General features: G+C 34.8%; 26 protein-coding genes. 16 read left to right on the plus strand and 10 right to left on the minus strand.

Annotation, left to right across the window (positions count from 1 at the left end; translation table 11 throughout):
• Window positions 1–14: 14 nt before the first annotated feature.
• Both porZ and recO read left to right on the plus strand, forming a co-directional pair.
• The gene (porZ, locus tag NLM59_RS04490) at window positions 15–2,255 is read left to right on the plus strand and encodes a type IX secretion system anionic LPS delivery protein PorZ (RefSeq protein ID WP_304416556.1); all 2,241 of its coding nucleotides are present in this window, start codon (window positions 15–17) and stop codon (window positions 2,253–2,255) included.
• Window positions 2,255–2,974 (plus strand): DNA repair protein RecO, encoded by a 720-nt coding sequence (recO, locus tag NLM59_RS04495; RefSeq protein ID WP_304416557.1) that lies wholly within the window; start codon window positions 2,255–2,257, stop codon window positions 2,972–2,974. Before porZ ends, recO begins: the two co-directional genes overlap by 1 nt.
• Here the strand turns inward: recO and NLM59_RS04500 are convergent.
• Complete coding sequence (locus tag NLM59_RS04500; RefSeq protein ID WP_304416558.1) at window positions 2,971–3,744, minus strand: TrmH family RNA methyltransferase; 774 nt, start codon at window positions 3,742–3,744, stop codon at window positions 2,971–2,973. The two genes, recO and NLM59_RS04500, sit on opposite strands and share 4 nt — an antisense overlap.
• A gap of 31 nt (window positions 3,745–3,775) precedes the next feature.
• Between NLM59_RS04500 and NLM59_RS04505 the strand changes: the two genes are divergently transcribed.
• The 3 genes from NLM59_RS04505 (at window position 3,776) to NLM59_RS04515 (ending at window position 6,594) form a co-directional block, all read left to right on the plus strand.
• A complete protein-coding gene (locus tag NLM59_RS04505; protein WP_304416559.1) occupies window positions 3,776–4,852 on the plus strand; it encodes a CNNM domain-containing protein in 1,077 nt (358 codons plus the stop codon).
• A gap of 108 nt (window positions 4,853–4,960) precedes the next feature.
• Complete coding sequence (locus tag NLM59_RS04510; protein ID WP_304416560.1) at window positions 4,961–5,500, plus strand: ferritin; 540 nt, start codon at window positions 4,961–4,963, stop codon at window positions 5,498–5,500.
• 104 nt (window positions 5,501–5,604) lie between these two features.
• On the plus strand, window positions 5,605–6,594 hold the full coding sequence (locus NLM59_RS04515) for an LLM class flavin-dependent oxidoreductase (protein ID WP_304416561.1): 990 nt from the start codon (window positions 5,605–5,607) through the stop codon (window positions 6,592–6,594).
• On the opposite strand, the gene NLM59_RS04520 is transcribed toward NLM59_RS04515, so the two are convergent.
• Window positions 6,595–6,837, minus strand: a complete 243-nt coding sequence (locus NLM59_RS04520; protein ID WP_304416562.1) for a hypothetical protein — start codon at window positions 6,835–6,837, stop codon at window positions 6,595–6,597. It lies immediately after the preceding gene.
• A gap of 149 nt (window positions 6,838–6,986) precedes the next feature.
• Here NLM59_RS04520 and NLM59_RS04525 point away from each other — a divergent pair, with 149 nt between their 5' ends.
• The 4 genes from NLM59_RS04525 (at window position 6,987) to NLM59_RS04540 (ending at window position 11,437) form a co-directional block, all read left to right on the plus strand.
• Window positions 6,987–7,793, plus strand: a complete 807-nt coding sequence (locus NLM59_RS04525) for a sulfite exporter TauE/SafE family protein (protein WP_304416563.1) — start codon at window positions 6,987–6,989, stop codon at window positions 7,791–7,793.
• A gap of 125 nt (window positions 7,794–7,918) precedes the next feature.
• Window positions 7,919–9,301, plus strand: coding sequence for an MBL fold metallo-hydrolase (locus NLM59_RS04530; RefSeq protein WP_304416564.1), 1,383 nt, complete (start codon window positions 7,919–7,921; stop codon window positions 9,299–9,301).
• Window positions 9,302–9,369: 68 nt separating this feature from the next.
• Complete coding sequence (locus tag NLM59_RS04535; protein WP_304416565.1) at window positions 9,370–9,531, plus strand: hypothetical protein; 162 nt, start codon at window positions 9,370–9,372, stop codon at window positions 9,529–9,531.
• A gap of 136 nt (window positions 9,532–9,667) precedes the next feature.
• Window positions 9,668–11,437: an AMP-dependent synthetase/ligase gene (locus NLM59_RS04540; RefSeq protein ID WP_304416566.1), complete on the plus strand. Its 1,770-nt coding sequence runs from the start codon at window positions 9,668–9,670 to the stop codon at window positions 11,435–11,437.
• Window positions 11,438–11,516: 79 nt separating this feature from the next.
• On the opposite strand, the gene NLM59_RS04545 is transcribed toward NLM59_RS04540, so the two are convergent.
• Both NLM59_RS04545 and NLM59_RS04550 read right to left on the minus strand, forming a co-directional pair.
• On the minus strand, window positions 11,517–13,283 hold the full coding sequence (locus NLM59_RS04545) for an endonuclease (protein ID WP_304416567.1): 1,767 nt from the start codon (window positions 13,281–13,283) through the stop codon (window positions 11,517–11,519).
• Window positions 13,273–13,830, minus strand: a complete 558-nt coding sequence (locus NLM59_RS04550) for a tRNA methyl transferase PRC-barrel domain-containing protein (protein WP_304416568.1) — start codon at window positions 13,828–13,830, stop codon at window positions 13,273–13,275. The genes NLM59_RS04545 and NLM59_RS04550 overlap by 11 nt, the downstream gene beginning before the upstream one ends.
• 322 nt (window positions 13,831–14,152) lie before the next feature.
• On the opposite strand from NLM59_RS04550, the gene NLM59_RS04555 reads away from it, so the two are divergent.
• Genes NLM59_RS04555 through trpA form a run of 7 tightly spaced genes read left to right on the plus strand, consistent with a single transcriptional unit; the run spans window position 14,153 to window position 20,437 of the window.
• On the plus strand, window positions 14,153–15,544 hold the full coding sequence (locus tag NLM59_RS04555; protein WP_304416569.1) for an anthranilate synthase component I family protein: 1,392 nt from the start codon (window positions 14,153–14,155) through the stop codon (window positions 15,542–15,544).
• Window positions 15,541–16,113 (plus strand): anthranilate synthase component II, encoded by a 573-nt coding sequence (locus NLM59_RS04560; protein ID WP_304416570.1) that lies wholly within the window; start codon window positions 15,541–15,543, stop codon window positions 16,111–16,113. The genes NLM59_RS04555 and NLM59_RS04560 overlap by 4 nt, the downstream gene beginning before the upstream one ends.
• Window positions 16,110–17,099, plus strand: coding sequence for an anthranilate phosphoribosyltransferase (trpD, locus tag NLM59_RS04565; protein WP_304416571.1), 990 nt, complete (start codon window positions 16,110–16,112; stop codon window positions 17,097–17,099). The genes NLM59_RS04560 and trpD overlap by 4 nt, the downstream gene beginning before the upstream one ends.
• Window positions 17,096–17,881: an indole-3-glycerol phosphate synthase TrpC gene (gene trpC / locus NLM59_RS04570; RefSeq protein WP_304416572.1), complete on the plus strand. Its 786-nt coding sequence runs from the start codon at window positions 17,096–17,098 to the stop codon at window positions 17,879–17,881. Before trpD ends, trpC begins: the two co-directional genes overlap by 4 nt.
• On the plus strand, window positions 17,871–18,500 hold the full coding sequence (locus NLM59_RS04575) for a phosphoribosylanthranilate isomerase (RefSeq protein ID WP_304416573.1): 630 nt from the start codon (window positions 17,871–17,873) through the stop codon (window positions 18,498–18,500). Before trpC ends, NLM59_RS04575 begins: the two co-directional genes overlap by 11 nt.
• Before the next feature lie 3 nt (window positions 18,501–18,503).
• A complete protein-coding gene (trpB, locus tag NLM59_RS04580) occupies window positions 18,504–19,706 on the plus strand; it encodes a tryptophan synthase subunit beta (RefSeq protein ID WP_407986219.1) in 1,203 nt (400 codons plus the stop codon).
• Window positions 19,703–20,437, plus strand: coding sequence for a tryptophan synthase subunit alpha (trpA, locus tag NLM59_RS04585; RefSeq protein WP_304416574.1), 735 nt, complete (start codon window positions 19,703–19,705; stop codon window positions 20,435–20,437). The genes trpB and trpA overlap by 4 nt, the downstream gene beginning before the upstream one ends.
• Window positions 20,438–20,596: 159 nt before the next feature.
• On the opposite strand, the gene NLM59_RS04590 is transcribed toward trpA, so the two are convergent.
• From NLM59_RS04590 to NLM59_RS04615, 6 genes are all read right to left on the minus strand, one after another.
• Window positions 20,597–21,025 carry an FKBP-type peptidyl-prolyl cis-trans isomerase gene (locus tag NLM59_RS04590; RefSeq protein ID WP_304416575.1) on the minus strand — a complete coding sequence of 143 codons (429 nt, stop codon included), beginning with the start codon at window positions 21,023–21,025 and terminating at the stop codon, window positions 20,597–20,599.
• Between the two features lie 174 nt (window positions 21,026–21,199).
• Complete coding sequence (locus NLM59_RS04595; protein WP_304416576.1) at window positions 21,200–21,643, minus strand: hypothetical protein; 444 nt, start codon at window positions 21,641–21,643, stop codon at window positions 21,200–21,202.
• On the minus strand, window positions 21,643–21,945 hold the full coding sequence (locus NLM59_RS04600) for a hypothetical protein (RefSeq protein WP_304416577.1): 303 nt from the start codon (window positions 21,943–21,945) through the stop codon (window positions 21,643–21,645). The genes NLM59_RS04595 and NLM59_RS04600 overlap by 1 nt, the downstream gene beginning before the upstream one ends.
• A gap of 93 nt (window positions 21,946–22,038) precedes the next feature.
• Window positions 22,039–22,473 carry a hypothetical protein gene (locus tag NLM59_RS04605; RefSeq protein WP_304416578.1) on the minus strand — a complete coding sequence of 145 codons (435 nt, stop codon included), beginning with the start codon at window positions 22,471–22,473 and terminating at the stop codon, window positions 22,039–22,041.
• Complete coding sequence (locus NLM59_RS04610) at window positions 22,473–22,718, minus strand: hypothetical protein (protein WP_304416579.1); 246 nt, start codon at window positions 22,716–22,718, stop codon at window positions 22,473–22,475. Before NLM59_RS04610 ends, NLM59_RS04605 begins: the two co-directional genes overlap by 1 nt.
• Window positions 22,719–23,260: 542 nt before the next feature.
• Window positions 23,261–23,698, minus strand: a complete 438-nt coding sequence (locus NLM59_RS04615) for a hypothetical protein (RefSeq protein WP_304416580.1) — start codon at window positions 23,696–23,698, stop codon at window positions 23,261–23,263.
• Between the last annotated feature and the right edge of the window lie 113 nt (window positions 23,699–23,811).

Here is a 23,811-nt window from a genome sequence, read left to right on the forward strand (position 1 = left end):
AACAAGCATTGCGCATGAATTTTAAATCAAACTTTTTAATCATATTTTGTTTATTCGGCCTTCTAAGCCATGCTCAAAACTCGAGATGGGAAGACCATTTTAGCTATAAATCAGTGACCGGAATCACGCAAGTAGGTAATTCCTTATTCTGTACCTCATCGCATGCTATATTTTCTTACGACTTAGAATACAATGAATTAAAAAAGATTTCCAAAACCAATAAATTAAATTCAATTCAACCAACAAGTTTGGCCTATAACCAAGCATATGATTATGTAATTGTTGGGTACCTAAGTGGAGAGTTAGATATTTTGGGCGAGCAGAGTTATAATTTTATAGAAATCCCCTTAGACGAATACCAAGGTAGCAAAAAGATTAATCATCTCTATACAGAAGGTCAGTGGCTAACGATATCAGCAGCTTATGGCGTTTCTATGTTTGATTTAGAAAGAAGGGAATTTGCTGAAACAGCTTTCTTTAGACAAGCTGGGGATTTCTTTACAGCCAATGAAAGTGTAATTTATAACAACCGACTATATGCCGCTAGCGAAAGAGGTGTTTACTCCCACGAGATTAATGATTTAATTCCAAATTTCAACAATTGGGAACTTGCTCAGAACTTACCATCGACTGATTTTAAACATATAGAAAAGTTTAATGACCAACTCATCGCAGCTAGTGGTGGGAATGTTTATGTATTTCAAAATGGCAACTGGAGTTTATTGAGAAATTTCGGTGCAGTGAAGGATTTAAATGCAACCGCTGATTATTTAAGTATTACAACTGCCAACACTATTTATGTATTAGACGCCAACCTAAACCAAGTAGGTCAATCTTCTATTAATGCTACGGCACAAGCTGGGATTTTTGTTAATAACGAAGCCTTTGTTGGTACTGCTGAAAATGGGATGATTCGTTTGAGCTCTCAAGAAGCCATTTATCCAGATGGGCCATTTTCTAATTCAACTATGAGCGTTACGGCCACCCAACAAAATGTTTGGATGACACACGGTGGAATTATTGATTTAAACTTACCCGCTTGGAATACAGAAGGCTATTCTCATTTTAACGGAATTGAATGGCAGCATGTAGGTAGAGAAGAAATGAACAACGTACATGATATTACGCAAATCACCGTAAACCCGAATGATATCAACCAAATTTATGCTACTTCATGGCATCAATGGTATGGAGTTTTTGAGATGAATAATGATGAATTAGTTGCCGAATATAATTCAACCAATAGTAGCATTTTATACAATAGAAAGTATGAGGATAGACCTTATATGAAATTAGGCGGAACGGATTTAGACAAACAAGGGAATTTATATGTAACTCAATCCTATATTGGGGCTCAGGATCATAACTTGCTTCATAAGAAAACCCCTGCAGGTTCGTGGTCTTCGTTTAGTTTACAGAATTTTAATCAAGGAGCTCCTGGTGTTCAAAAGCCTGTAGTAGATGATAAAGGTTTTGTTTGGGTTGCCTCAGGTCGAGGTAGCGGATTGGTAGTTACCAATATGGACGAAGTGTATCAGATTCTAAGTGGTGAAGGACAAGGAAACTTGCCATCATCCAATGTCTTTACGGTGGCCATTGATAAAAACTCAACCGCATGGATTGGAACTCAACAAGGATTGCATGTAAAATCGAATGCTTTAAGAGAATTACAGTCAGGAAACCCTGAAACACAACCCATAGTTATTGTTCAAGATGGAATTCCAGAAGCTTTATTAACGGATATCGCCATTAACGATATAGCCGTAGATGGCTCTAACCGCAAATGGATTGCAACCCGAGGAGCTGGAGTTTTCTATGTTTCTGAGTTTGGTAGAGAAACGATATTTCATTTCACGGAAGACAACTCACCTCTTCCTTCCAATGTAGTTTATGATATTTCGGTTGATAATACGACTGGAATGGTGTATTTCGCTACCCAAGGTGGACTTGTTTCTTATAAAGGAGATGCCAAAGACACCGGCGATAGTTTTGGCGAAATTGTAGCTTACCCAAATCCTGTGAGACCTAATTATAATGGTGTAATCACGATCAAAGGTTTAGCCGATAGAGCTGAAGTAAGAATCACCGATGTGGTGGGGAATTTGATTCACAAAGACCGAGCAGCAGGAGGAATTATACAATGGGATGGAACCAACCTAAAAGGACAAAAAGTAGCATCTGGTATCTATTTAGCTTTAATGATTAATGCAGATGGCTCTGAAACTGCTAGCACCAAAATTGCAATTATCCGATAATGGAAAAGACCAAAGGCTTTGTTCTCACTTCTATAAAATACGGTGATACAAGTGCAATCTTACAAGTTTACACTCAGGATTTCGCCTTGGTTTCTTTGATGTTGCGAGGCGTATATGGAGGCAAAAACAAGAGGTTTAAATCTATCAACTACCCGTTTACAGAGATTGAATTTTCTTTTAAACCTCAACAAAAGTCGAGTTTAATCATTCCGAGCAATTTACAAGTTAGTAATTCCTTCTTCGAAATGCACCAGCATCCTATCAAAGCGATTATGCTGCAGTTTATTGCCGAAGTAGTTCACCAATGTTTAAAACAGGATGAAAAGAATTTAGACTTATATGAATTCTTAGAAGAACAAATTCAAATTTTTAATAATAAAAAGGAGCATTTTGCAGAGTTTCATTTAAATTTATTTTTAAATCTCACCTCCTATTTTGGATTTTTCCCGAACCAAGAAAACTTTGACTTTCCCTATTTTGATTTAATTGAGGGTCGTTTTACCCAACAAAATAAATCCCCTTATTTATTGAGCGCACAAGAAACAGAGGATTGGAAAAACTTAATGCAATCAGAATTCACGGAAGAATCTAAAAATCAATTCAACAAAAATAGTCGCCAACGATTAACCGAAATCCTGTTAGACTACTTGCGTATCCATTTGGATGGTTTTAGAGAACCGAAGTCCTTGCTAATTTTAAAAGAAATCTTGAGTGCTTAAGTTCGCTGTCGTACCGCCTCGTAAACACTAATCGCCACTGCATTGCTCACATTCAAAGAATCCACTTGACCTAACATGGGGATTTTTATGGTCGCATCCGCATTTTCTGCCCAAAATTCAGATAAACCTGTAGCTTCTGTTCCAAATACCAGAGCCGAAGACTTTTTAAAATCTACATCATACAAAGATTGGGTATCCTCTCTCAAGAAAGTTGCGTAAACACTTATTCCATTCCCTTGGCAAAAATTCATTAAGTCTTCCTTCTCACAGGAGATTAAAGTATTGGTAAATAGCGTTCCCACCGAACTTCTAATCACATTAGGATTAAAGAAATCTACCAAGCGATTACAAACTATCACCGCATCCACCTGAGCTGCATCACATGTACGCAATATAGCTCCAAGATTTCCTGGCTTCTCCACCGCTTCTAAAACAACCATCAACGGATTTGCTTTTTCTTTGAGGGAATCTAACTCAAAATGCCTGGTTTCATAAACGCCTACGATACCACCTGTTGTACTTCGGTAGGCGATTTTATCGAAAACTTCTCGTGTTACTTGATAAGTTTCGACCTTAGGCAATGCCAATGAATCATCATATAAATCCTCTTGAACAAAAAATTGTTTTGGCTTAAATCCATTAGCTAAAGCCAATCTATTCTCTTGTAATCCTTCAACAACAAAACTATTCGTAGACTTACGTTCACGAGATTTTTGTTGAAGTTTGATTAATTGTTTAATCTTTGCGTTTTGGGTACTAGTAATTTGCACAATACAAACATACAATTCTTTATATTTGCATATGACATTATTGATAATTTTTCTGTTACTTTCAATTTTATTCTCATTTCTGTGTTCGATTTGGGAGGCTGTATTACTGAGTATTACACCATCTTACTCCAAAAGACTGGCAAGAGAAGGAAGTAAAACAGGTATTTTCTTCGAGGAAGCAAAAAAGGATATTGATAGGCCTCTATCTGCTATTTTAACCTTAAATACTATTGCTCATACAGTTGGTGCGATTGGGGTTGGTGCTCAAGCGGGTAGAATTTGGGGTGATAACTATATTAATATTTTAGGTTTTAATCTTTCTTATGAATCAATCGTGGCCTCAGTAATGACTTTAGCGATCTTGATTTTATCCGAAATTATCCCGAAAACTATTGGGGCGAATAACTGGAAAACTTTAGCAGGATTTACTGCAACCTCTTTAAAGATATTATTATTCATCTTAACTCCGTTTGTTTGGTTAAGCCAATTGATTACAAGAAGTTTAAAGAAAAACAAGGACGAATCGGTATTGTCTAGATCTGATTTTAAAGCGATGGCTCAATCGGTTGAAGAAAGTGGAGAATTACAGAAATCAGAATATAAAATCATTAAAAACTTACTTGGTTTTGAGGAATTGAAAGCAGAAGATATTATGACGCCGCGTACGGTGATTGTAATGGCTGAAGAGAATGAAACGATTCAAGATTATTATGAGTCTGTAAATAAGCAAATGCCTTATTCTCGTATTCCTTTGTATAGCGAAACTCACGATAACGTAACCGGGAAATTATTAAAAGATGACCTATTATTGAATTTAGTTGAAGGTAATGGTCACAAAAAATTAAAGGATATCAAACGTCCTATTTCAGCAGTTCAAGAGGATTTATCCTTACCATTCTTATTCGAAAAATTAGTTCAGAAAAATAATCACTTGAGCATTGTGGTAGACGACTACGGAATGATTCAAGGTTTGGTAACCATGGAGGACTTGATTGAAACTTTATTCGGTCGAGAAATCATGGATGAGTCTGATAACATTACCGACTTACAAGCCTATGCACGCGAACAATGGAAAAAACGTGCAAAAAACTTGGGAATGGAAGAATAAAACTTGCTTTTATTGACAAAATTTCTGGTTTAAACTTAATCTTTTCACTAAATGCAATAATTGCCCTTTGGCAGAGAATTTGCGCTTAACTCATAAAATATACAAATTATGAGTACAAAGAGAATTTCTGACCAAATGGAAAAAGTTCTAAACGATCAAGTTACTAAAGAAGCAGAAGCTGCACAGGTTTTCTTAGCTTATGGTTCTTGGGCTGAAGGAAAGGGCTATCCAGGTATTGCTGATTTCTTATACAATCACGCCACCGAAGAAAGAGATCACATGAAAAAAGTGATTCGCTATATCAACGCTCGTGGTGGTGAAGCAAAAATTGGTGCTGTCTCTGCGCCTCCAGCTAATCCAAAAGATTTAAAGGATTGTTTAGACAAAGCTCTACAACACGAAATCGATAATACCAATGCTATTTATGGTATTGTAAACTTGGCTCATGAAGAAAAGGACTGGGCAACTTTTAATTTTGCACAGTGGTTTGTAAAAGAGCAAATTGAGGAAGAGACATTAATTATGGATCTTATCGATAAGTACAACCTTGCCGTTGATAGCCAAAAAGAAGACAATGCAAATCTTTATGATTTAGATAAAGATTTAGGGAAAGCACCACAGCATGTGGATATTCCTAGAGAGGAATAAGCAATTTTTCCTTTAACTTATAAAACCACTTTAACTGAAGTGGTTTTTTTTAATTTTAGGTTCTTAATTCAGTTTTAAAGAACCTGTTTTAAAATTTAAATCAAATGAAATTTAATAATATACCTTTATCCATTCTCGACTTATCTATGGTACGCGAAGGCCATGATTTCAAACAAGCCTTTGAAGATAGCGTTGACTATATTCGCTTTGCCGAGAAAATGGGTTTCAATCGTTTTTGGGTAGCAGAACATCACAACGCCTCTGGTATTGCTAGTTCAGCGACAGCCGTTTTGATTGGTCATTTAGCCGAAAAGACAGAGAAGATTAGAGTTGGTTCAGGTGGAATCATGCTCCCAAATCACTCTCCTTTGCAAGTAGCAGAAGCTTTTGGGACTTTAGCGACTATGTATCCAGATAGAATTGATTTAGGAGTTGGACGTGCTCCAGGCACCGATCAATTAACGGCAGCTGCCTTACGCAGAAACCTACAACAGTCCGTTGAGCAGTATCCAAATCACATTATAGAAGTCATGCGCTATTTGGGTGAATATGATCCCGAAATGAAAGTTAAAGCCTACCCTGGCGTTGGAACACATGTACCAGTTTGGATTCTAGGTTCTAGTATTTATAGTGCGAGATTAGCGGCTTATTTAGGTTTGCCTTATTCTTTTGCATCACACTTTGCTCCTACCTATTTAGAACAAGCGATGGAGATTTATAGAGATGAATTCCAAGCTTCTGTTTATTTGGATAAGCCTTATTTTATGCCGGCCGTAAACATCTTAGTGGCAGAAACCAGCGAAAAAGCAGCCTATTTATCTACGAGTTTTTCTCAAATGGCAGCAAGTATTGTAACGCAACAATCCACAAAATTGCGTCCGCCAGTGGAAGATATGGACAAAATTTGGTCACCAGAAGTCAAGCAAGCTGTGAACCGAATGAGAACCTATTCTTTTGTTGGGAATAAAGAAGAAGTAAGACAGGAGCTGAAGCATTTCATTGATAGAACTTCTGCTGACGAAGTGATGATTACCTCTTATTTCTATGATCCAAAAGATAGAGAAAGATCCTTTGAATTATTGCTCGAAGACTAATTAGTTTAAATAGGTTTGAGCAATTTTATTCTTGAATTCTTCTGAGAATTTCTTTTGATCTTCTTTGAGTTTATCAAGATTGTTCGGAAGAATATAATTAAACAAAACCTGCTGTTTATCATTGATAAAGATAATTTCTTGCTCATGCTCTTGAATCATTTGCTCGAAAATATCCCACATAGATTGATTTTTTTCTTTTAATAAATCAAAGAATGGCTCAGCTTGAATATGGATTTTCTTCATGTTGCAAAATTCTGAAAAATATTTGAATTTATTCATAAATACAGCTTGGGAGATATACTCTCAAGCTTTTTTGATTTCCTTTAAATGTAACAGCTGTTACAGCGCAGCATGATATATCGAGCTAACTTCGCATTCTTAATCATTCACTTATGGAGTTAGAAGTACTAGGCTATATATCTGCTATTTTAGTTGGCGTTTCATTGGGACTCATCGGTAGTGGCGGATCTATACTTACCGTTCCTATTTTGGTCTATATGATGTCGGTTGATCCTGTTTTAGCAACAGCTTACTCCCTATTTGTGGTTGGAGCTACATCCTTGGTTGGAGGCGTTAAGAATATTCTCAATAAGATGGTCGACCTAAAAACGGCAGTTGTTTTTGGTGTTCCTTCTATTATAGCTGTTTATTTGACGAGGGCTTATCTAGTTCCGTTTATTCCAGAGGTGATTTTAAGTGTTGGAGACTTTCAATTAACAAAGTCTATAGCCTTGATGCTACTCTTTGCTGTTGTTATGATTTTAGCTTCAATGTCTATGATTAAACCTCGTAAAAAGACCAATGACTACGATATTTCTGGTATTAAATATAATTATCCATTAGTCTTATTAGAAGGTTCTTTGGTAGGAGTTTTAACCGGACTTGTAGGTGCGGGAGGAGGTTTCTTAATTATTCCTGCTTTGGTAATTCTAGCAAGAATGCCGATGAAATTAGCTGTTGGAACTTCACTTTTGATTATTGCAGCCAAATCCCTCTTAGGTTTCTTAGGTGACATACAAGGTGATCGAGATATTGATTGGATGTTGTTATCCATTTTCACAAGCTTGTCCGTAGCTGGAATTTTTATTGGAATTTATCTTGCTAAAAAAATAGATGGAGACAAGCTAAAAACAGGCTTTGGTTGGTTTGTGCTTCTGATGGGGATTTATATTATCGTTAAAGAGTTATTCCTTTCCTAATAGCTTGTAACTATTGTTACTCAGTAAGTTAATATTATTATCTAAATTGCATTAAGTTTTACTTAAAACTCACAACAGACACATTAACCTTAGTGCCATTTGTACTATTAAAAAAATTAAAGATTATGTTATTTGAACACGTTTACGATAAAAGTTTAGCGCAGGCTAGTTATTTCATTGGTTGTCAAGTTAAAGGTGAAGCCATCGTGATTGACCCACAAAGAGATATCGATGTTTACTTAGATTTAGCCAAGGCTAACAATATGAAAATCACGAAAGTTACTGAAACCCATATTCATGCCGACTTTTTAAGTGGTTCTAGAGAATTAGTTGCTGCTACAGGTGCAGAGATTTATCTATCTGATGAAGGTGGAGAAGATTGGCAATACGAGTTTCCACATATTGGATTGAAACATAATGATAAAATAAAGTTAGGAAACTTAACTTTTGAGGTCTTACATACTCCTGGGCATACGCCAGAGAGTATTAGTTTTCTTCTAACTGATCATCCTGCTAGCGATGAGCCGGTAATGGTTTTCACAGGAGATTTTGTATTTGTTGGTGATGTTGGAAGACCTGATTTATTAGAAAAAGCAGCAGGTCTAGCAGGCACACAAGACAAAGGTGCAAAGCAAATGTATGACTCGATCCAAAGGTTTGCAAAGTTACCAGATCACATTCAGGTTTGGCCAGGACATGGCGCGGGTTCAGCTTGTGGAAAATCTTTAGGTGCAGTTCCTAGTTCTACCATTGGTTACGAAAAGATTCGAAATTGGGCTTTCCAATATGAAGACGATCAAGAAGGGTTTATTGATTATCTATTAGATGGTCAACCAGAGCCTCCAAAGTATTTTGCGATGATGAAACACCTCAACAAGGTAAATCGTCCTTTATTGGTAGAAGTTCCTAAGCATTCTGAGTTAACAAAAGAAGAATTCTTAGCAGCTTATGAAAATGGAATGACAGTGATTGACACACGAAATAAGACCGAATTTGCGAAAGGCTTTATTCCTAACAGTATCAATATCCAAGGGAATAATTCATTCTCTACTTGGGCAGGTTGGTTTTTGAATTATAAAGAGAAATTTATTCTTGTAGCAGACGAAAATAACATAAAGGATTTAACGCGTAAATTGATGCGAATTGGCTTAGATAATATCTATGGATATGTTTCTAATATCGAAGATTTAGGTTTAGAATTAGAAACGCAGGACATAATTGACATCAACGAATTTGAATCTTATATCGGAAATGATGATGCACAAATTGTGGACGTTAGAGGTACTTCTGAATACGAAACTTATCACGTAGGCGGTGCTGATCATATTTTTGTTGGCTCGTTACCAGATAATTTAGATAAACTAGATCAAAACAAACAAATTGTAATCCACTGTCAGAGTGGTGATAGAGCCACTGTAGCTCAGTCTTATTTAGCTAAAAAAGGATTTAAAGACATTAAAAACTATTCTGCTGGAATGAAAGAATGGATGGCCTTAAAAGTTAAATAATGGATTTTAAAATAATTAAATATAATCTACTAAACGGCTGGAACCTCTTTCGTTTCATTCGACTTGCCGTGGGTACGTTTATTATAATTGAAGGTGTACGCACAGAGATGTGGATGATATTTGGAATTGGCGTTTTGTTCTCTCTTTTAGCTTTATTGAATATGGGAGGTTGTGCCGCAGGAAACTGTGCTGTTCCGCCTAAAGAAAATACATCGTCACAAAAGGAATGACGTAATTAATTTCAGAATCTAAGATTGTAATTTTAATAGAACATCTTAAGTAAGGTTTAAATTTAATAACTTTAGACTTCAACTTAAGATGTTTTTCATTTTAAACTGTATTTAAATTAAGCAAAAGGCAAAATTTATGGAGAATAATATCGGTGCTGAAGTATTAAAAAGCTTTCAACAAGATCCTGATAAAGTATTTTTAAGGAGTTATTCATCTGGCCGAAACTACACCGGCTCTATGGCGATTTCTACGATCCAAAAGATCGCTACAAGCTTAATTGCCGAGGGACAAGATCAAATGAGTCGCGTGGCTATTTTTTCTCAAAACTGTCCCGAATGGACTTTGGTTGATTTAGCATGTATTCAGGCAAGAATTATTAGCGTTCCCATATTTGCCACCAATAATTATGTTCAAACTGAGTTTATTTTAAAAGATTCCGGTTCTCAATTGGTTTTTGCAGGAAGTAAAGAGCAATATAATGAGCTCTTGAAAATTAAAAACAAAGAAGAATATAGAATAATTGTTTTTGATGATCAAGTAGATTTAAAAACAGAAAATAGTATTTATTTTAAAGATTGGTTTGAGCTTTATGATGATCAAAATTTAAATGATGACTTAAAGAAAAGAACCGCCTCGATCAAGGAGTCTGATCTTACCACCTTAATTTATACAAGTGGTACAACAGGCGAACCTAAAGGAGTTCAAGTGCATCACTCGCAGTTCAATGCTTTATTAGCGAATCATAATGAGGTGTATGAGTTTAAACCAAGTTACACTTCATTGGCATTTCTTCCACTTTCACACGTATATGAACGAAGTTGGACTTACATTATCTTATCCAACGGAATGTCGAATGTTTACCTCAGCAATCCAAAAGTAATTGCCAGTGCCATTGAAAAGATTAAACCCGAAACATTCTGTGCTGTTCCTCGTCTTTACGAAAAGATTCACGGCAAGATTATGGATGAAATTTCAAAGCAATCTTCTATTACACAAAACGTCTTTAATTGGGCATTAAAACAAGGAAAAAAGCACTCGGAATTTATTCAAAACAAGCAAAAAGTTCCTGCGCTATTATCTTTAAAACATAAGCTTGCTGATAGATTGGTCTTTAAAACTATTAGAGCAAAACTGGGTGGAAATATAGTTTATTGTCCATGCGGAGGAGCTTATATTTCTGATCATTTGGTGGAGTTCTTTAGAGCGATTAATATTCCTTTGTTGGTGGGCTATGGTTTAACAGAAAGCACTGCGACAGTCACCTCATTCACCAATGAAGATTATAGAGTTGGTTCTGTAGGAAAACCCATCGTGAATGTTGACCTTAAGATTGGTGAAAACAATGAAATTCTGGTGAAAGGAAAAACGATTACTTCTGGCTATTATCAGCTCGAGGAAGAGTCCAAAGAGCGTTTTACAGAAGATGGTTGGTTTAAAACAGGTGATGCTGGCCGATTAGACGAGGATGGTTTCTTGTATATCACCGATAGAATTAAGCAATTAATTAAAACAGCGAATGGTAAATATATTGCACCTCAACTTGTAGAAGGTCGCTTGGCTCAAAGTCGCTTTATTGCTCAAGCTATGATTATTGGAGAGGGAAGATCTTATGTTTCTGGTTTATTTACTTTAGACCAAGAATATGTGGAAGAATGGGCAAAAGAACAAGGAATAAATTATGATAATTTCGAGGGATTAGCTCAGAATCAAGACTTGCTTAAAGCCATAAATACTTCTATCAATGAAGAGCAAAAGGATTTATCAAATTATGAAAAAGTAAAAAGATTTAGGGTTTTGGCTCATGAGTTTTCTATGGAAAAAGATGAGTTAACGCCAACCTTAAAACTAAAGAGAAAAGTGATTGAAAAGAATTATGCTGATTTGATTAATACCCTTTATAAATAAGAAATTGAAGCTAAAATAAATAAGCCCAAAGACGCGACATCTTTGGGCTTATTATGTTTATTTAGAAATTAAATAAATCCTACTTAACTAAAACTTTGGTTGACTGATTCTTTCTATTGATGAAATAAACACCTTTAGGTAAGTTTTTCAAGCTTAATTTTTGGTTATTTCTAACCGCTTTTAGTGTTTGAACCAACTTCCCTTCTAGATTATAAATGTTTAAAGTCTCAGCCTCAGATAAACCATCTACAAAAAATACGTTATCTGTAATTGGATTCGGATAAACTTTAAATTCATTACTTTCTTCAGTTACATCAGATACGTCTAAAGTTTCGTAACAAGTCCAAGATAGGTCATCGAATGAAACTCTATTAGAAGTTGTAGAATCCACTAACTCGATAGTGAAATCACCCGCCACATTAATATTTTCAATGGTATAAGTACTTGGATCATCTGAATAAGGAATTTGTCCTTTTACTTCTCCATTAATTTTTAATGTATAATATCCATCTGAATCTCTAAATGGTAAATAAGTTCTAACACTTAACGAACCAATACCTCCGCTAATCGTAGAAGAAGTTAGGCTACCTTTTCTAATACAGATTGACTTGTCATTATCACCATCAATATAAATCTGACGGTCGGTTCTTGCATTGGTCGCATTCCAAACGATACCATTGTTAGTCCACGTTCTGTTGGTATAACTAGACGCAGGTGGGTTTCCTCCCGTAGACGGAATATTCTCAAAGTCCTCTACGCCACAAGTTGCTCCAGTTCCACCTTCTCCGGTATTTGTAGTTTGCCCTTGAATGGTTTCACTCATCTCCGATCTATTTCCTGCCGCATCAAAAGCTGCAACCGAAATATCATAAGTTGTATCAGGCTGTAATCCACTAATCACAACATTATTGGTATAAACGTTAGCATAGAATTCTCCATCTACATAAACATCATAACCCGCAACACTAATATTGTCTGTTGATGCATCCCATTGCACTGAAAGACTTCTATCCGTTGCATAAGTCACCTCTAAGTTTTGTGGTACAGAAGGATTAATTTCATCAGGCGTACCATCATCACCAAAGTTGTTAGGCCATTTATTTTCAGCTGGAATTCCTCCCCAAATAACCGTTGCTAAATAAGGATTATCAATAAATGGATTTCTATTATTTTGAACATTGGCTACGATATTATTACGTTGAACCTCGAATTCAGAAACAGGATCTTCTACGTTCCATTTTAAAAGAATATCTGGGAAATCACTAGAATAAGTAGCAGGTGGAAAAGTAATATTCAGAGGCTGTGCTCTGTTTTGATAACGCACATACATGTACATAATAATACGCGCAACATCTCCTTTCCATTCGTCGCCTGGATACCAACCACCACGACTGGTTCTGTATGCCGTAGCTCCATAACCATCATCAAAAGAATAATTACTACGCATACTATTCAATCTCATATCAGCAGGTCTAATATGATGTCCATCTGCTCCAGGTCCAGAGTTTCCTAAATTTGGAGTTCCCTTAGATTTAGCATAAACATGCTCTCTGTTCCAATCGCCATTTACCGATCTACTTCTTTGGTGAGTTCCAGAAGATTCAGACCCATAAATTAACAAGATGTTGTTAGGATTATTAGGATCCTTGTCACTGGTTTTAATCAGTTCTCTTACCTCATTATAACTGATGACATTGGTGTGGGTACTCGTAATAAGGCTTGTTAGCTGCGCCTTCATTTCATTTCCCGTTTTACTAAAATCTATAGAATTATAATAGGCTGGCGCAGATTGAGCCAACGCAACTATAGAAATAATAAAATGAAGAATTGTAAATTTAATTTTCATTTTTATTAGGTTTTATATTTAATATTTCTTGATCGTTTTTAATTATATTTTTCACTTGATTTAAGTCTAAAACATGCATAGAATTCTCAAACTTTAAATACACATTATCCTCAAGTACAAATAATTTCGCAAGTTTTAAATCGTTCTTATGGTAAAAACCAACTTGAACTTCAGTATCATTTAAGCTTTTAAAATCTTGACAAAATTCCGTATTCAGTTCAAAATCACTTTTCTCATAGCGAAACACCTTTCTCATTAATCCCGGATGCTCCAAACCTGCTCCTACAAAGAGTTGATTGTACTCTTGATTTTTCCCGATGACATATAGAGGCTTGTCTTTTCCGCCAACATTGATTCCCTTTCTTTGTCCAATTACAAAATCATCTAAACCATAATGTTCCCCAACCAAAAAGCCATCGAACAAATTATAGGGCAAAGCTTCCGCATGAAAGTCGAGTTCGGCTTTTAGCGAATGAAAATGATTCTCAAATCTGGAATAAATTGAGGCCTCAGAGGGTATTTCAACTATTTGACCTGCTTTAGACATGTAAAAAACTTATAAGAGGGGGCAAATGTACTAATTACACTTATAGTCATGAAAAATAAAGCTATGATAAATCTAATCTTAACGATTTGTTTAAACATTAGGCCTTCAAAATAAAATTGAAATAAAGTTTGCTTTCACTTGTTGGTTTTCACAAAATAATTTCTAATTTTACCTCAATGTTACAATTTAACAACATAGCATGGTGCTGGAACAGTCTCGATTTATCGGTGTCTGTCACATAACCTATGTTATAATTTTTGGAAGAAGACCTCGATAAATCTATGATTTATCGAGGTCTTTTTTTTTGATTAAAACTTAACAAATGAAACTAAATACTAAATGCTATACTTCTCCCGCCGACTTGCATACGCCGGTTGGGATTTATCTAAAAATGAGAGACATCTTTAGAGAAACTTGTCTTTTAGAAAGTACTGATCATCAAAATTCTAGTCAGAGTAAATCTATAATTTGTATCAATCCTATTGCGGGCGTAGAGATTTCAGACCTTGAAAAAGGAGAGTTAAAACTGCCTTTACAAGAAGTTATTGAGTTTAAAATCAATAAAAAGCCAAACGAAATTCTCGATGAATTCAGGAATAGTTTTGAAATTGAAAAAGAAGAAAATGATCATGCTATCGCTCAAAGTCTATTTGGTTATACAGCCTATGATTCAGTTCAGTTCTTTGAAGATTTAAAATTTAAAAATGATTGTCCTCTTCCGCTAATGAGATATCGACTATATCAATATGTGATTGTAATTGATAATTATACCGACCAGATTCACTTATATGAAAACAGAATTCAGGGAGTTAAGTCGGAAACTAGCAGGATTCAATCTATCTTAAGAAACAGAGATTTTCCATTATTCCCATTTAAAGCAGATAAAGAGGAAAAAAGTAATATAACTGATCAAGCTTTTGAGGATATCGTTAAAAAAGGGATTGAACACGGACTTCGAGGCGATGTATTTCAATTGGTATTAAGCAGAAAGTTTGAACAGAGATTCATAGGAGATGACTTTCAAGTTTATAGAGCCCTCAGAAACATTAACCCTTCTCCCTATCTTTTTTATTTCGATTATAGCGACTACAGAATTTTTGGATCTAGCCCAGAAAGTCAAATGATTGTGGACAACGGAAAAGCAACTATTCATCCTATTGCTGGTACATTTAAAAGAACAGGCGATTTAATAGAAGATGCTAAAGAAGCTGAAAGATTAAAACATGATGCTAAAGAAAATGCCGAACATACGATGTTGGTTGATTTAGCAAGAAATGATCTTAGTAAAGTTTGTAAAAATGTAAGCGTTTCTAAACTAAAAGAGATTAAATATTTCTCTCACGTTATTCACATGGTCAGCGAAGTTGAAGGAGAAATTTCTAAAACTAAAAACCCATTTGAAGTCATTGCTGCCACTTTTCCACAAGGAACACTTTCTGGAGCGCCCAAGCACAAAGCTATTCAGTTAATTGACCAATACGAGAATAGCTCTAGAGGCTTTTATGGTGGTAGTATTGGTTATGTTGGCCTCAATGGAAACGTAAATACGGCTATTATGATTAGAACATTTTTATCTAAAAACAATACGCTTCAATACCAAGCAGGTGCAGGTGTTGTGGTAAAATCCAATCCTCAAAATGAGCGCGAAGAGGTTTCAAATAAATTAGGCGCATTAAGAAAAGCCATAGAATTAGCAGAAAAAATAAGCTTATGAAAATTTTAATTATAGATAACTACGATTCATTTACTTACAATTTAGTTCACATGGTGGAGGAAATCATTAACCAAGAGGTAGTGGTCGTTAAAAATGATAAAATTGACTCCATAAACATCCCTGATTTTGACGCTATAATTTTATCTCCAGGCCCTGGAATCCCGTCTGAAGCTGGAGATTTAATACGAGTAATTAAAGAATATTCACCTCAAATCCCAACCTTGGGTGTTTGTCTTGGGCATCAAGCTCTTGCAGAGGTTTATAATGCAAAATTATTGCAATTAGAGCATGTTCATCATGGCATTGGATCTAATTTAAAACTTGAATCTACGGATAGTATTTATCAGAATTTAGTAGAACCTATTCAAGTTGGGCGATATCATAGTTGGGCTATCGATCATGAAGACCTACCCGATGATTTAATCGTAACTGCAAGAGACGAAAACGGGATTATTATGTCGCTTAAACACAAAAGCCTTCCTATTACAAGTGTTCAATTTCACCCTGAAAGCATACTTACACCTCAGGGGAAACAAATGATTACCAACTGGATAAACTCAATCAAATGAAAGATATTTTAGAATATTTATTTTCCTACAATACGCTTAAAAAGGAGGAGGCTAAATCCATCATGTTACAAATTCCACGAGGAGTTTTTAACGAGTATGAGATCACCAGTTTTATGTCGGTGTTTATGATGAGAAGCATTACCATCGACGAACTTTTGGGATTTACTGATGCTTTAAATGAAACGGCAGTAAAAGTAGATTTAAACACTAATGATTTGGTGGATATAGTTGGAACTGGAGGTGATGGCAAAAACACTTTCAATATTTCTACATTAGCTTGTTTTGTTGTTGCAGGAACGGGACAAAAGGTCGCAAAACATGGAAATATTGGGGCTTCTTCTGTTTCTGGCTCTTCTAATGTGATGCAAGAATTAGGTGTAAAGTTTACCAATGATTCCGAGCAGTTAAAAAAGCAATTAGATAAAGCAAATATTTGTTTTTTACATGCTCCCCTATTCCATCCATCCTTAAAAAAAGTAGCACCTATGAGAAAACAATTGGGCTTTAGAACATTCTTTAATATGCTTGGTCCTCTTGCTAATCCAGCCAATCCAGACTATTCGACGATTGGAGTCTACAATATGGAAATTGCGCGATTGTACAATTATTATTTACAAAAGGAGAAACCACATTTTTCGATTGTGCATTCGCTAGATGGTTACGACGAAATTTCCCTAACCGGAGAATCTATTGTAATCGATGAAAAAGGAACTCAGCTATTGAGTCCGCCGGAGTTTAAATCAAATAAAATTGCCGTACATGATTTGTATGGTGGAAAAACCAAGGAAGCAGCGGCAGATTTATTTTTCAAAATTTTAAAAGGTGAAGGAAGTTTTGCGCAAAATGAAGTTGTTATCACTAATGCAGCGATCGCATTACAAAACACACATAAATATGGTGATTTTGAAGAGTGTAGAAACTTAGCCAAAGAAAGCTTAGAAAGTGGTGCAGCCTTAAATTGTTTAAACCAACTGATTTCAGCATGATTAATATTTTAAACGAAATTGCTCAGCATAAATTACGGGAAGTAAGTGAGGTTAAAAGTAAAGTGCCATTAGGGAAATTACAACAATTGCCATTTTATAATCGCACGTGTTTGTCGGCTAAGCAAAGCATGGCACAAAGCCAAAATGGAATTATTGCTGAATTCAAAAGGAAGTCTCCTAGCCAACCTAATATTAATTTAGATGCTAAAGTAGAGCAAGTAGCCATAGATTATTCAGATAATGGTGCAGCTGCGATTTCTATTCTTACAGATCAAAAATACTTTGGAGGAAGTTTCAATTTTTTAGAACAAGCGAGAGAAAATGACACTCCACTTTTATGTAAGGAATTCATCATTGATTCTTATCAAATCCATCAAGCCAAAGCTCATGGTGCGGATTTTATTTTACTCATTGCCGCTTTGCTTTCTAAAGCTCAAATCCTCGAATTCACTAAAATCGCTAAAGATTTAGGATTAGAGGTTTTATTAGAATTCCATGCTGGAGAGGAGTTTGAAAAATTAATAAATGAAGTTGATTTAGTGGGAATTAACAACAGAGACTTAAAGACTTTTGAAGTTGACCTACAGCATTCAATCGCTATGAGAAATCGATTGCCAGAAGACAGAATAGTCATTGCAGAAAGTGGAATTCACTCTGTCGAGGATTACAAACTTCTAAAACAGAATGGTTTTGATGGATTCTTAATAGGTGAATATTTTATGAAACAAGAAAAGCCAGGTCAAGCACTTAAACAATTTATTCAAAGCATCAATGAAAATTAAAGTTTGCGGTATCACAGATATAAATCAAGCCAATACCTTAGCGGATTTGGGAGTTCACTTCATAGGATTTATTAGCTATGAAAAATCTAAACGTTATGCTTGGAACAAGATCCAACCATCTGAATTAAAAACATTCAAATCAATTAAAAAAGTAGGCGTATTTGTTAATGAAAATGTTCCTAGCCTATTAGACATAGCACAACAAGCCGAGTTTGATTTCATTCAGCTTCATGGCAATGAAAATGTAGAAGATGTGAAAGAAATTTCTAAGTTCTATCCTGTCATTAAGGCGATTTCTGTAGCTGAAAACTCGAATCATTTACAAGAGCAAATAAATCAATATTCAGCCTATGTCAGTTATTTCTTGTTTGACACTGCCACCAAAAGCTACGGTGGATCAGGAAGAACTTTCGATTGGAATATTTTGAATGATTTAAAGATAAACCAACCTTACTTTCTAAGTGGTGGCTTATCGGTGGGGACAGATTTTAACTTTGAAACATTCAATCAAACTCCATTTGCACTTGATATTAACAGCAAATTCGAAAGTTCTGCTGGCATTAAGAACATAAAACTGATAGAATCTTTTATTGCTAAAAACAACTTAATTAAAGCCTAAATCATGGAAAATTTAAATAAAATCAACAAAAACCCAGATAATTTTGGGTATTATGGAGAATTTGGAGGAGCCTATATTCCAGAAATGCTTTATCCGAATCTAAAAGAATTGCAAGAGAATTACTTGGAAATTATAGAATCTGAAGAGTTCAAATCAGAATTCAAAGATTTATTGCAAAATTATTTGGGTAGGTCAACCCCGTTATATCATGCGAAAAATTTAAGCCAAAAATACCAAACCAATGTTTACCTAAAACGTGAGGATTTAAACCATACAGGTTCTCATAAAATGAATAATGCTTTAGGTCAAATCTTGTTAGCCGAAAAGTTAGGTAAAACTAGAATCATTGCTGAAACTGGAGCTGGTCAACATGGTGTAGCCACTGCAACAGCATGCGCTTTGCGAGGTTTAAAATGTATTATTTATATGGGTGAAGTTGACATGAAACGTCAGGCGCCCAATGTAGCTAGAATGAAGATGTTAGGCGCAGAAGTTCGACCTGCAACAAGTGGTAGCAAGACTTTAAAAGATGCTGTAAACGAAGCTTTAGCCGATTGGATTTCTAACCCAACTGATACTCACTATTTGATTGGTAGCGCTGTTGGACCTCATCCTTTTCCTGATATCGTCGCTCGGTTTCAAAGTGTGATTAGCGAAGAAATAAAAGATCAGTTTCGTCAAAAATTTGGCGGTCAACCCACACATGTTATGGCCTGCGTTGGCGGAGGAAGCAATGCGGCAGGAACTTTTTATCATTTTATAGATGAACCTCAGGTAGAATTAATTGCGGCTGAAGCAGGAGGATTAGGTGTGAACAGTGGAAAAAGTGCTGCGACTTATCAATTAGGAAGTATAGGAATTCTGCACGGGAGCAAAAGTCTACTTATGCAAACTAAGGATGGTCAGGTGGTAGAACCACACAGCATTTCTGCGGGTTTAGATTATCCAGGAATCGGACCACTTCATGCTCATTTAGCCACAGAAAAAAGGTTAAAAATAGTAGTTGTTACGGATGAACAAGCTTTAAAAGCTGCACATGAATTAACAAGATTAGAAGGCATATTACCAGCCTTGGAATCTGCCCATGCTTTGGCATTATTAGAAACCCAAAATTTCACAGCGAATGATCAAGTGGTTATCTGCCTAAGCGGAAGAGGCGATAAAGATTTAGAAACCTATTTAAACGCTTTTAATTTAAACTCATGAAACTAAATATATTTTTTACGGCTGGTTTTATTGAAAATGCTACAACCCTAGAAATTATTCAAGCTTTAGAAGAAAATGGAGCTGACCTAATAGAAGTAGGCATGCCCTATAGTGATCCTGTAGTTGATGGCCCGGTGATTCAGAAAGCTAACCAAATTGCGATTAATAATGGAATGAATATTTCAAAACTTTTTAAGGAATTAGAAGGCTTGAAAACCAAGGTTAAAATTCCTGTGATTTTGATGGGCTACCTGAATCCTGTGATGCAGTATGGAATAGAGGAATTCTGTGAAGATGCCGAAAATGTAGGTGTTCAAGGTGTAATCATTCCTGATTTACCACCTCACGCTTATGAAAAAGATTATAAACAACTCTTTGAAGAACATAAGCTCAATTTCTCATTTATCATAACTCCACAGACGGATAATCAAAGAATGAAATATTTAGATGAGTTAAGCAATGGCTTTGTATATGCTGTTTCTACCAATTCTGTTACGGGGAATACATTGCAACATCAGGAACAAGAAGCATATTTTACTCGACTTAAGGAATTTAAGTTCAAAAATGAATGCTATGTTGGCTTTGGAATACGAGAGAAAAAGGATTTAGATTATTTATCACAATTTGTTGATGGAGGAATCATAGGCTCTGCTTTTATGCGACATTTAGCTCAAAACAAAGACAGTGCATTAAATGCTATTCCAAGATTTATGAAAGTATTAAAAGATTAAATGTTGCCCACTAAGAGATCGCGATAAATTTACCTTAAAATGAGTTGATATTCTTTTAAGCTAAAAGTAATATTCAATAAAAAAGCTCACAAGAGAATTTCTTGTGAGCTTTAACTAATGAATTTTTATATAATAATCCGAGGATTATTTAAACCTACATTATTTAATTTCTAATAGTTCTAATTCGAAAGTTAGATCTTGACCAGCCAACGGGTGGTTAGCGTCTACAACGATAAAATCCTCCTCTACTTTTGCAATACGCAATTGATGCTCAGAACCATCTGGGTTTTTAGAAACTAGTCCCATTCCCACTTCTGGTTTGATTTCCTGTGGAAGGCTTTCCATAGGAATTTGTTGGAAAAGATCCTCACGAACCTCACCATAAGCTTCCTCTTTTGAGATCGTGAAAGTTTTCTTTTCGTTCACTTTCATGTCTACTAATCCTTTTTCGAAGCCAGGAATTAATTGACCTTCGCCAAGCTTAACTTCTAATGGCTCACGTTGTAGAGAGCTATCGAATACTTGTCCGTCGCTTAATTTTCCTGTGTAATGAAGTTTTACAGTTTCATTTCCTTTTACTTGACTCATAAATTTGTTTTTACGATTTTTTCTAAGTGAGCAAAACTATGGGTTTGAAACGCCAATTCCACAGAATTAAGCACTTAATCTCAAAGTTTAAGAGAATGTTAACGTTATAGAGAGTCAAAATCAGCATAAAATGAATGAATTTTTGGGAATTGTATGTTATTAAAATACTTAAAACTAATTGATCAAAAACATAGTTTTTCTTCTTTTAAACTTATTCCACTTATAAATATACTTAGGGTATACTATCCATTCGCTCGCTCCAGTCCTATATTTCATTTGTCCAAAATCGCTTATTGGAATATTAGTAATTACGAAATATAGGCTTGATTCTTCCCAATAAGTTCCCTTGGTAAAATCTAAATCTTTGTGATTTTTACTGAACAAATATGACCATTCTTGTTCTATTTTATAAGTGCTCAGATAATTATATTTTTCTATTACATCAGAAGGCGTATAACCACCTTTGTATAATTTCTCTATAAGTTCTGCTAAGAGATCATATTTCTCTCCAATCGCATCATGACTAGTCACACTAAACTCGAAATCTAAAATATAGCCGTTATCTTTATACTCAAAGAGAAGATAAGTTCGCATTGGCTTTTTAAATACTGATCCCATTACCAATCGCAGTTTGAATTCTTTATTAACTTCACTTGATATTCTTTATCTTGATTATCTACAAAACTAGCTTTTCCTCCTGAAATACTTGGTGGATCAAAATGATAATCATCTAGCCAACCCCCATTAGGCCAATAAATCTTAACTAATTCTCCACTTTCCACATCAACCTTCAAAATGTAAGTTCTATTACTTCTAGAAGATGGATTATACACCTGAACTTCCGCACAGGAAGAATCATTTGTTAGATTACAAGAGAGGATTAATGCAATAAAAGTGAATGCGAGAATATGTTTTATCATAAGTGAGTTTAGTTAAAGCTTGGATAATTTGAACGAAAAGCTACTATATTTTAGCACTTACTTTTTTGATAAGAGATCAAGAGCATCTAAGCATTAATTAAGAAATGCTCTTACCACTAGTTCGTCATCGTCAGACTCCATTGAATACCTTCTAAACTCACTATAATCATGACGGTATTTCATTTTTCCGAAGTTTTGTATGCTGGTATTATTAGTTACAACCATAAATAATCTTGTTTCTCCCCAGTAGTTTTCTCTAATAAAGAGAAAGTCCTCTTGATTTTTAAAATCTAAAGAAGACCATCTTTGGATAATAAAATAGGTAGAGATGTGGGTTAGAGCTTCGGTTATTTTCTTTGGAGTTATCCCACCTTTTAACCATTTTTCTAATAGAACCTCGAAGGCTTCAAAAGCAGCTGTTACACTATGGTGTGACACCCGGCTATAATAATGCTGCAAGACATATCCTTGATGCTGATGTTCTAATAACAAATAAGCGTGATGCGGAACTTTAAATTGAGAAGACATTACAAATTACAATTAGATTCAACTACCAACCAATCCTGATACACAAATCCTTTATCATTGATATACGCAGCATAATAATCATCTAGCCAACCTCCATTAGGCGAATAAATCTTAAACAATTCTCCACGCCACACATCAACCTTCAAAGTATAAGTTCTAATACTTCCAGAAGAGGGATTATTTACTTGAACATCTGTATAGGAAGAATCATTCATTGGGTTACAAGAGAGAATATGTTTAATCATAAATGAGTTAAGATAAGGCTTGGAAAATATGAACAAAGTATAGATTATTTTAATGAATTAAATATACTAAAATAAGCATTTAGATAAGCCTAAATCCTTAAATCAAATTATCTTATTTAAAGTGAATTACTGAAGCTAGACAATAATCTTAAATGCAGTTGCAGGATTTTATTATTTCAGGTTTGTATTACAATTGCGTATCAATTCTGCTAACATTCGAAATAAAAAAAGCCACCTACATTTCTGTAAGTGGCTGTGCTTAAATGCTCCCCCTCTTGGGCTCGAACCAAGGACCCTCTGATTAACAGTCAGTATTAGAATATTATCATTTATTATCTTTCTTTCTAATTTTGTGTCAGTTAGAAGCAAATGACTTATCCTATATAATCCTTTTAAATCTTATTTTTTCTTAAAATTTATTTAGTGATACATACTTTATTAATTTGGGAATTTTTTTATTAAAATTAGGATATTAGGCAATATATAAAATACATTTTTATGCTCCGAAACCAAAACTTCCTAAAAAGATATAACCACCTGCATTAGTCAAAACCATAATGAACTTTACCAGCTTGATTATAATAAACGACCCATTCATGATTTGTTGACTGATTTTTTAAAGCAAAGCCTAATGGGGTCCCATTTTTCTTGTCATAAATAAAAACAAAGGTCCCAACTAGTGATAGATCATAATCACGATGATTTATTGTTCTCATCGAAATTTCGGTTTTATAATATATATGGTAGTTTCCTTTATCATCGTAATCAGTTCTCATTAAATTAACATATTGTGACTTTTTTGTATTAAAATCTAAATCTTGAATCGTTAACAGTTCGGATTTATCATAGTATGAAAAGTTTACTCTCTCTTTAACAAGAGTGCCATTAGATATTAACCTGTACTCTGCATCTACATAATGACTCTGAGCACATATAAATGCATTAAAGAAAAGGATAAAAATTAGAATATACTTTTTCATATATCGAATTTAATTTTTGCAATTTAATTATTTCTTTTTTCACAGAATGGAAAATTACTTTTAATTTTTGCAAAATCTATCAAAAATCTTTGATTTACTATACCGATATCATT

This window comes from Profundicola chukchiensis, assembly GCF_029664245.1.
GTDB lineage: Bacteria > Bacteroidota > Bacteroidia > Flavobacteriales > Weeksellaceae > Profundicola > Profundicola chukchiensis.

What these genes read in the sequence shown, in the direction of transcription:
- NLM59_RS04525 (WP_304416563.1), top strand. Translation starts at nt 6,987, where the DNA reads ATGGAGTTAGAAGTACTAGGCTATATATCTGCTATTTTAGTTGGCGTT.
- NLM59_RS04545 (WP_304416567.1), bottom strand. Translation starts at nt 13,283, where the DNA reads ATGAAAATTAAATTTACAATTCTTCATTTTATTATTTCTATAGTTGCG.
- recO (WP_304416557.1), top strand. Translation starts at nt 2,255, where the DNA reads ATGGAAAAGACCAAAGGCTTTGTTCTCACTTCTATAAAATACGGTGAT.
- NLM59_RS04560 (WP_304416570.1), top strand. Translation starts at nt 15,541, where the DNA reads ATGAAAATTTTAATTATAGATAACTACGATTCATTTACTTACAATTTA.
- NLM59_RS04600 (WP_304416577.1), bottom strand. Translation starts at nt 21,945, where the DNA reads ATGATAAAACATATTCTCGCATTCACTTTTATTGCATTAATCCTCTCT.
- NLM59_RS04515 (WP_304416561.1), top strand. Translation starts at nt 5,605, where the DNA reads ATGAAATTTAATAATATACCTTTATCCATTCTCGACTTATCTATGGTA.
- porZ (WP_304416556.1), top strand. Translation starts at nt 15, where the DNA reads ATGAATTTTAAATCAAACTTTTTAATCATATTTTGTTTATTCGGCCTT.
- NLM59_RS04595 (WP_304416576.1), bottom strand. Translation starts at nt 21,643, where the DNA reads ATGGGATCAGTATTTAAAAAGCCAATGCGAACTTATCTTCTCTTTGAG.
- NLM59_RS04555 (WP_304416569.1), top strand. Translation starts at nt 14,153, where the DNA reads ATGAAACTAAATACTAAATGCTATACTTCTCCCGCCGACTTGCATACG.
- NLM59_RS04530 (WP_304416564.1), top strand. Translation starts at nt 7,919, where the DNA reads ATGTTATTTGAACACGTTTACGATAAAAGTTTAGCGCAGGCTAGTTAT.
- trpD (WP_304416571.1), top strand. Translation starts at nt 16,110, where the DNA reads ATGAAAGATATTTTAGAATATTTATTTTCCTACAATACGCTTAAAAAG.
- NLM59_RS04520 (WP_304416562.1), bottom strand. Translation starts at nt 6,837, where the DNA reads ATGAAGAAAATCCATATTCAAGCTGAGCCATTCTTTGATTTATTAAAA.
- NLM59_RS04590 (WP_304416575.1), bottom strand. Translation starts at nt 21,025, where the DNA reads ATGAGTCAAGTAAAAGGAAATGAAACTGTAAAACTTCATTACACAGGA.
- trpB (WP_407986219.1), top strand. Translation starts at nt 18,504, where the DNA reads ATGGAAAATTTAAATAAAATCAACAAAAACCCAGATAATTTTGGGTAT.
- NLM59_RS04540 (WP_304416566.1), top strand. Translation starts at nt 9,668, where the DNA reads ATGGAGAATAATATCGGTGCTGAAGTATTAAAAAGCTTTCAACAAGAT.
- NLM59_RS04510 (WP_304416560.1), top strand. Translation starts at nt 4,961, where the DNA reads ATGAGTACAAAGAGAATTTCTGACCAAATGGAAAAAGTTCTAAACGAT.
- NLM59_RS04550 (WP_304416568.1), bottom strand. Translation starts at nt 13,830, where the DNA reads ATGTCTAAAGCAGGTCAAATAGTTGAAATACCCTCTGAGGCCTCAATT.
- NLM59_RS04615 (WP_304416580.1), bottom strand. Translation starts at nt 23,698, where the DNA reads ATGAAAAAGTATATTCTAATTTTTATCCTTTTCTTTAATGCATTTATA.
- trpC (WP_304416572.1), top strand. Translation starts at nt 17,096, where the DNA reads ATGATTAATATTTTAAACGAAATTGCTCAGCATAAATTACGGGAAGTA.
- trpA (WP_304416574.1), top strand. Translation starts at nt 19,703, where the DNA reads ATGAAACTAAATATATTTTTTACGGCTGGTTTTATTGAAAATGCTACA.
- NLM59_RS04505 (WP_304416559.1), top strand. Translation starts at nt 3,776, where the DNA reads ATGACATTATTGATAATTTTTCTGTTACTTTCAATTTTATTCTCATTT.
- NLM59_RS04605 (WP_304416578.1), bottom strand. Translation starts at nt 22,473, where the DNA reads ATGTCTTCTCAATTTAAAGTTCCGCATCACGCTTATTTGTTATTAGAA.
- NLM59_RS04575 (WP_304416573.1), top strand. Translation starts at nt 17,871, where the DNA reads ATGAAAATTAAAGTTTGCGGTATCACAGATATAAATCAAGCCAATACC.
- NLM59_RS04610 (WP_304416579.1), bottom strand. Translation starts at nt 22,718, where the DNA reads ATGATTAAACATATTCTCTCTTGTAACCCAATGAATGATTCTTCCTAT.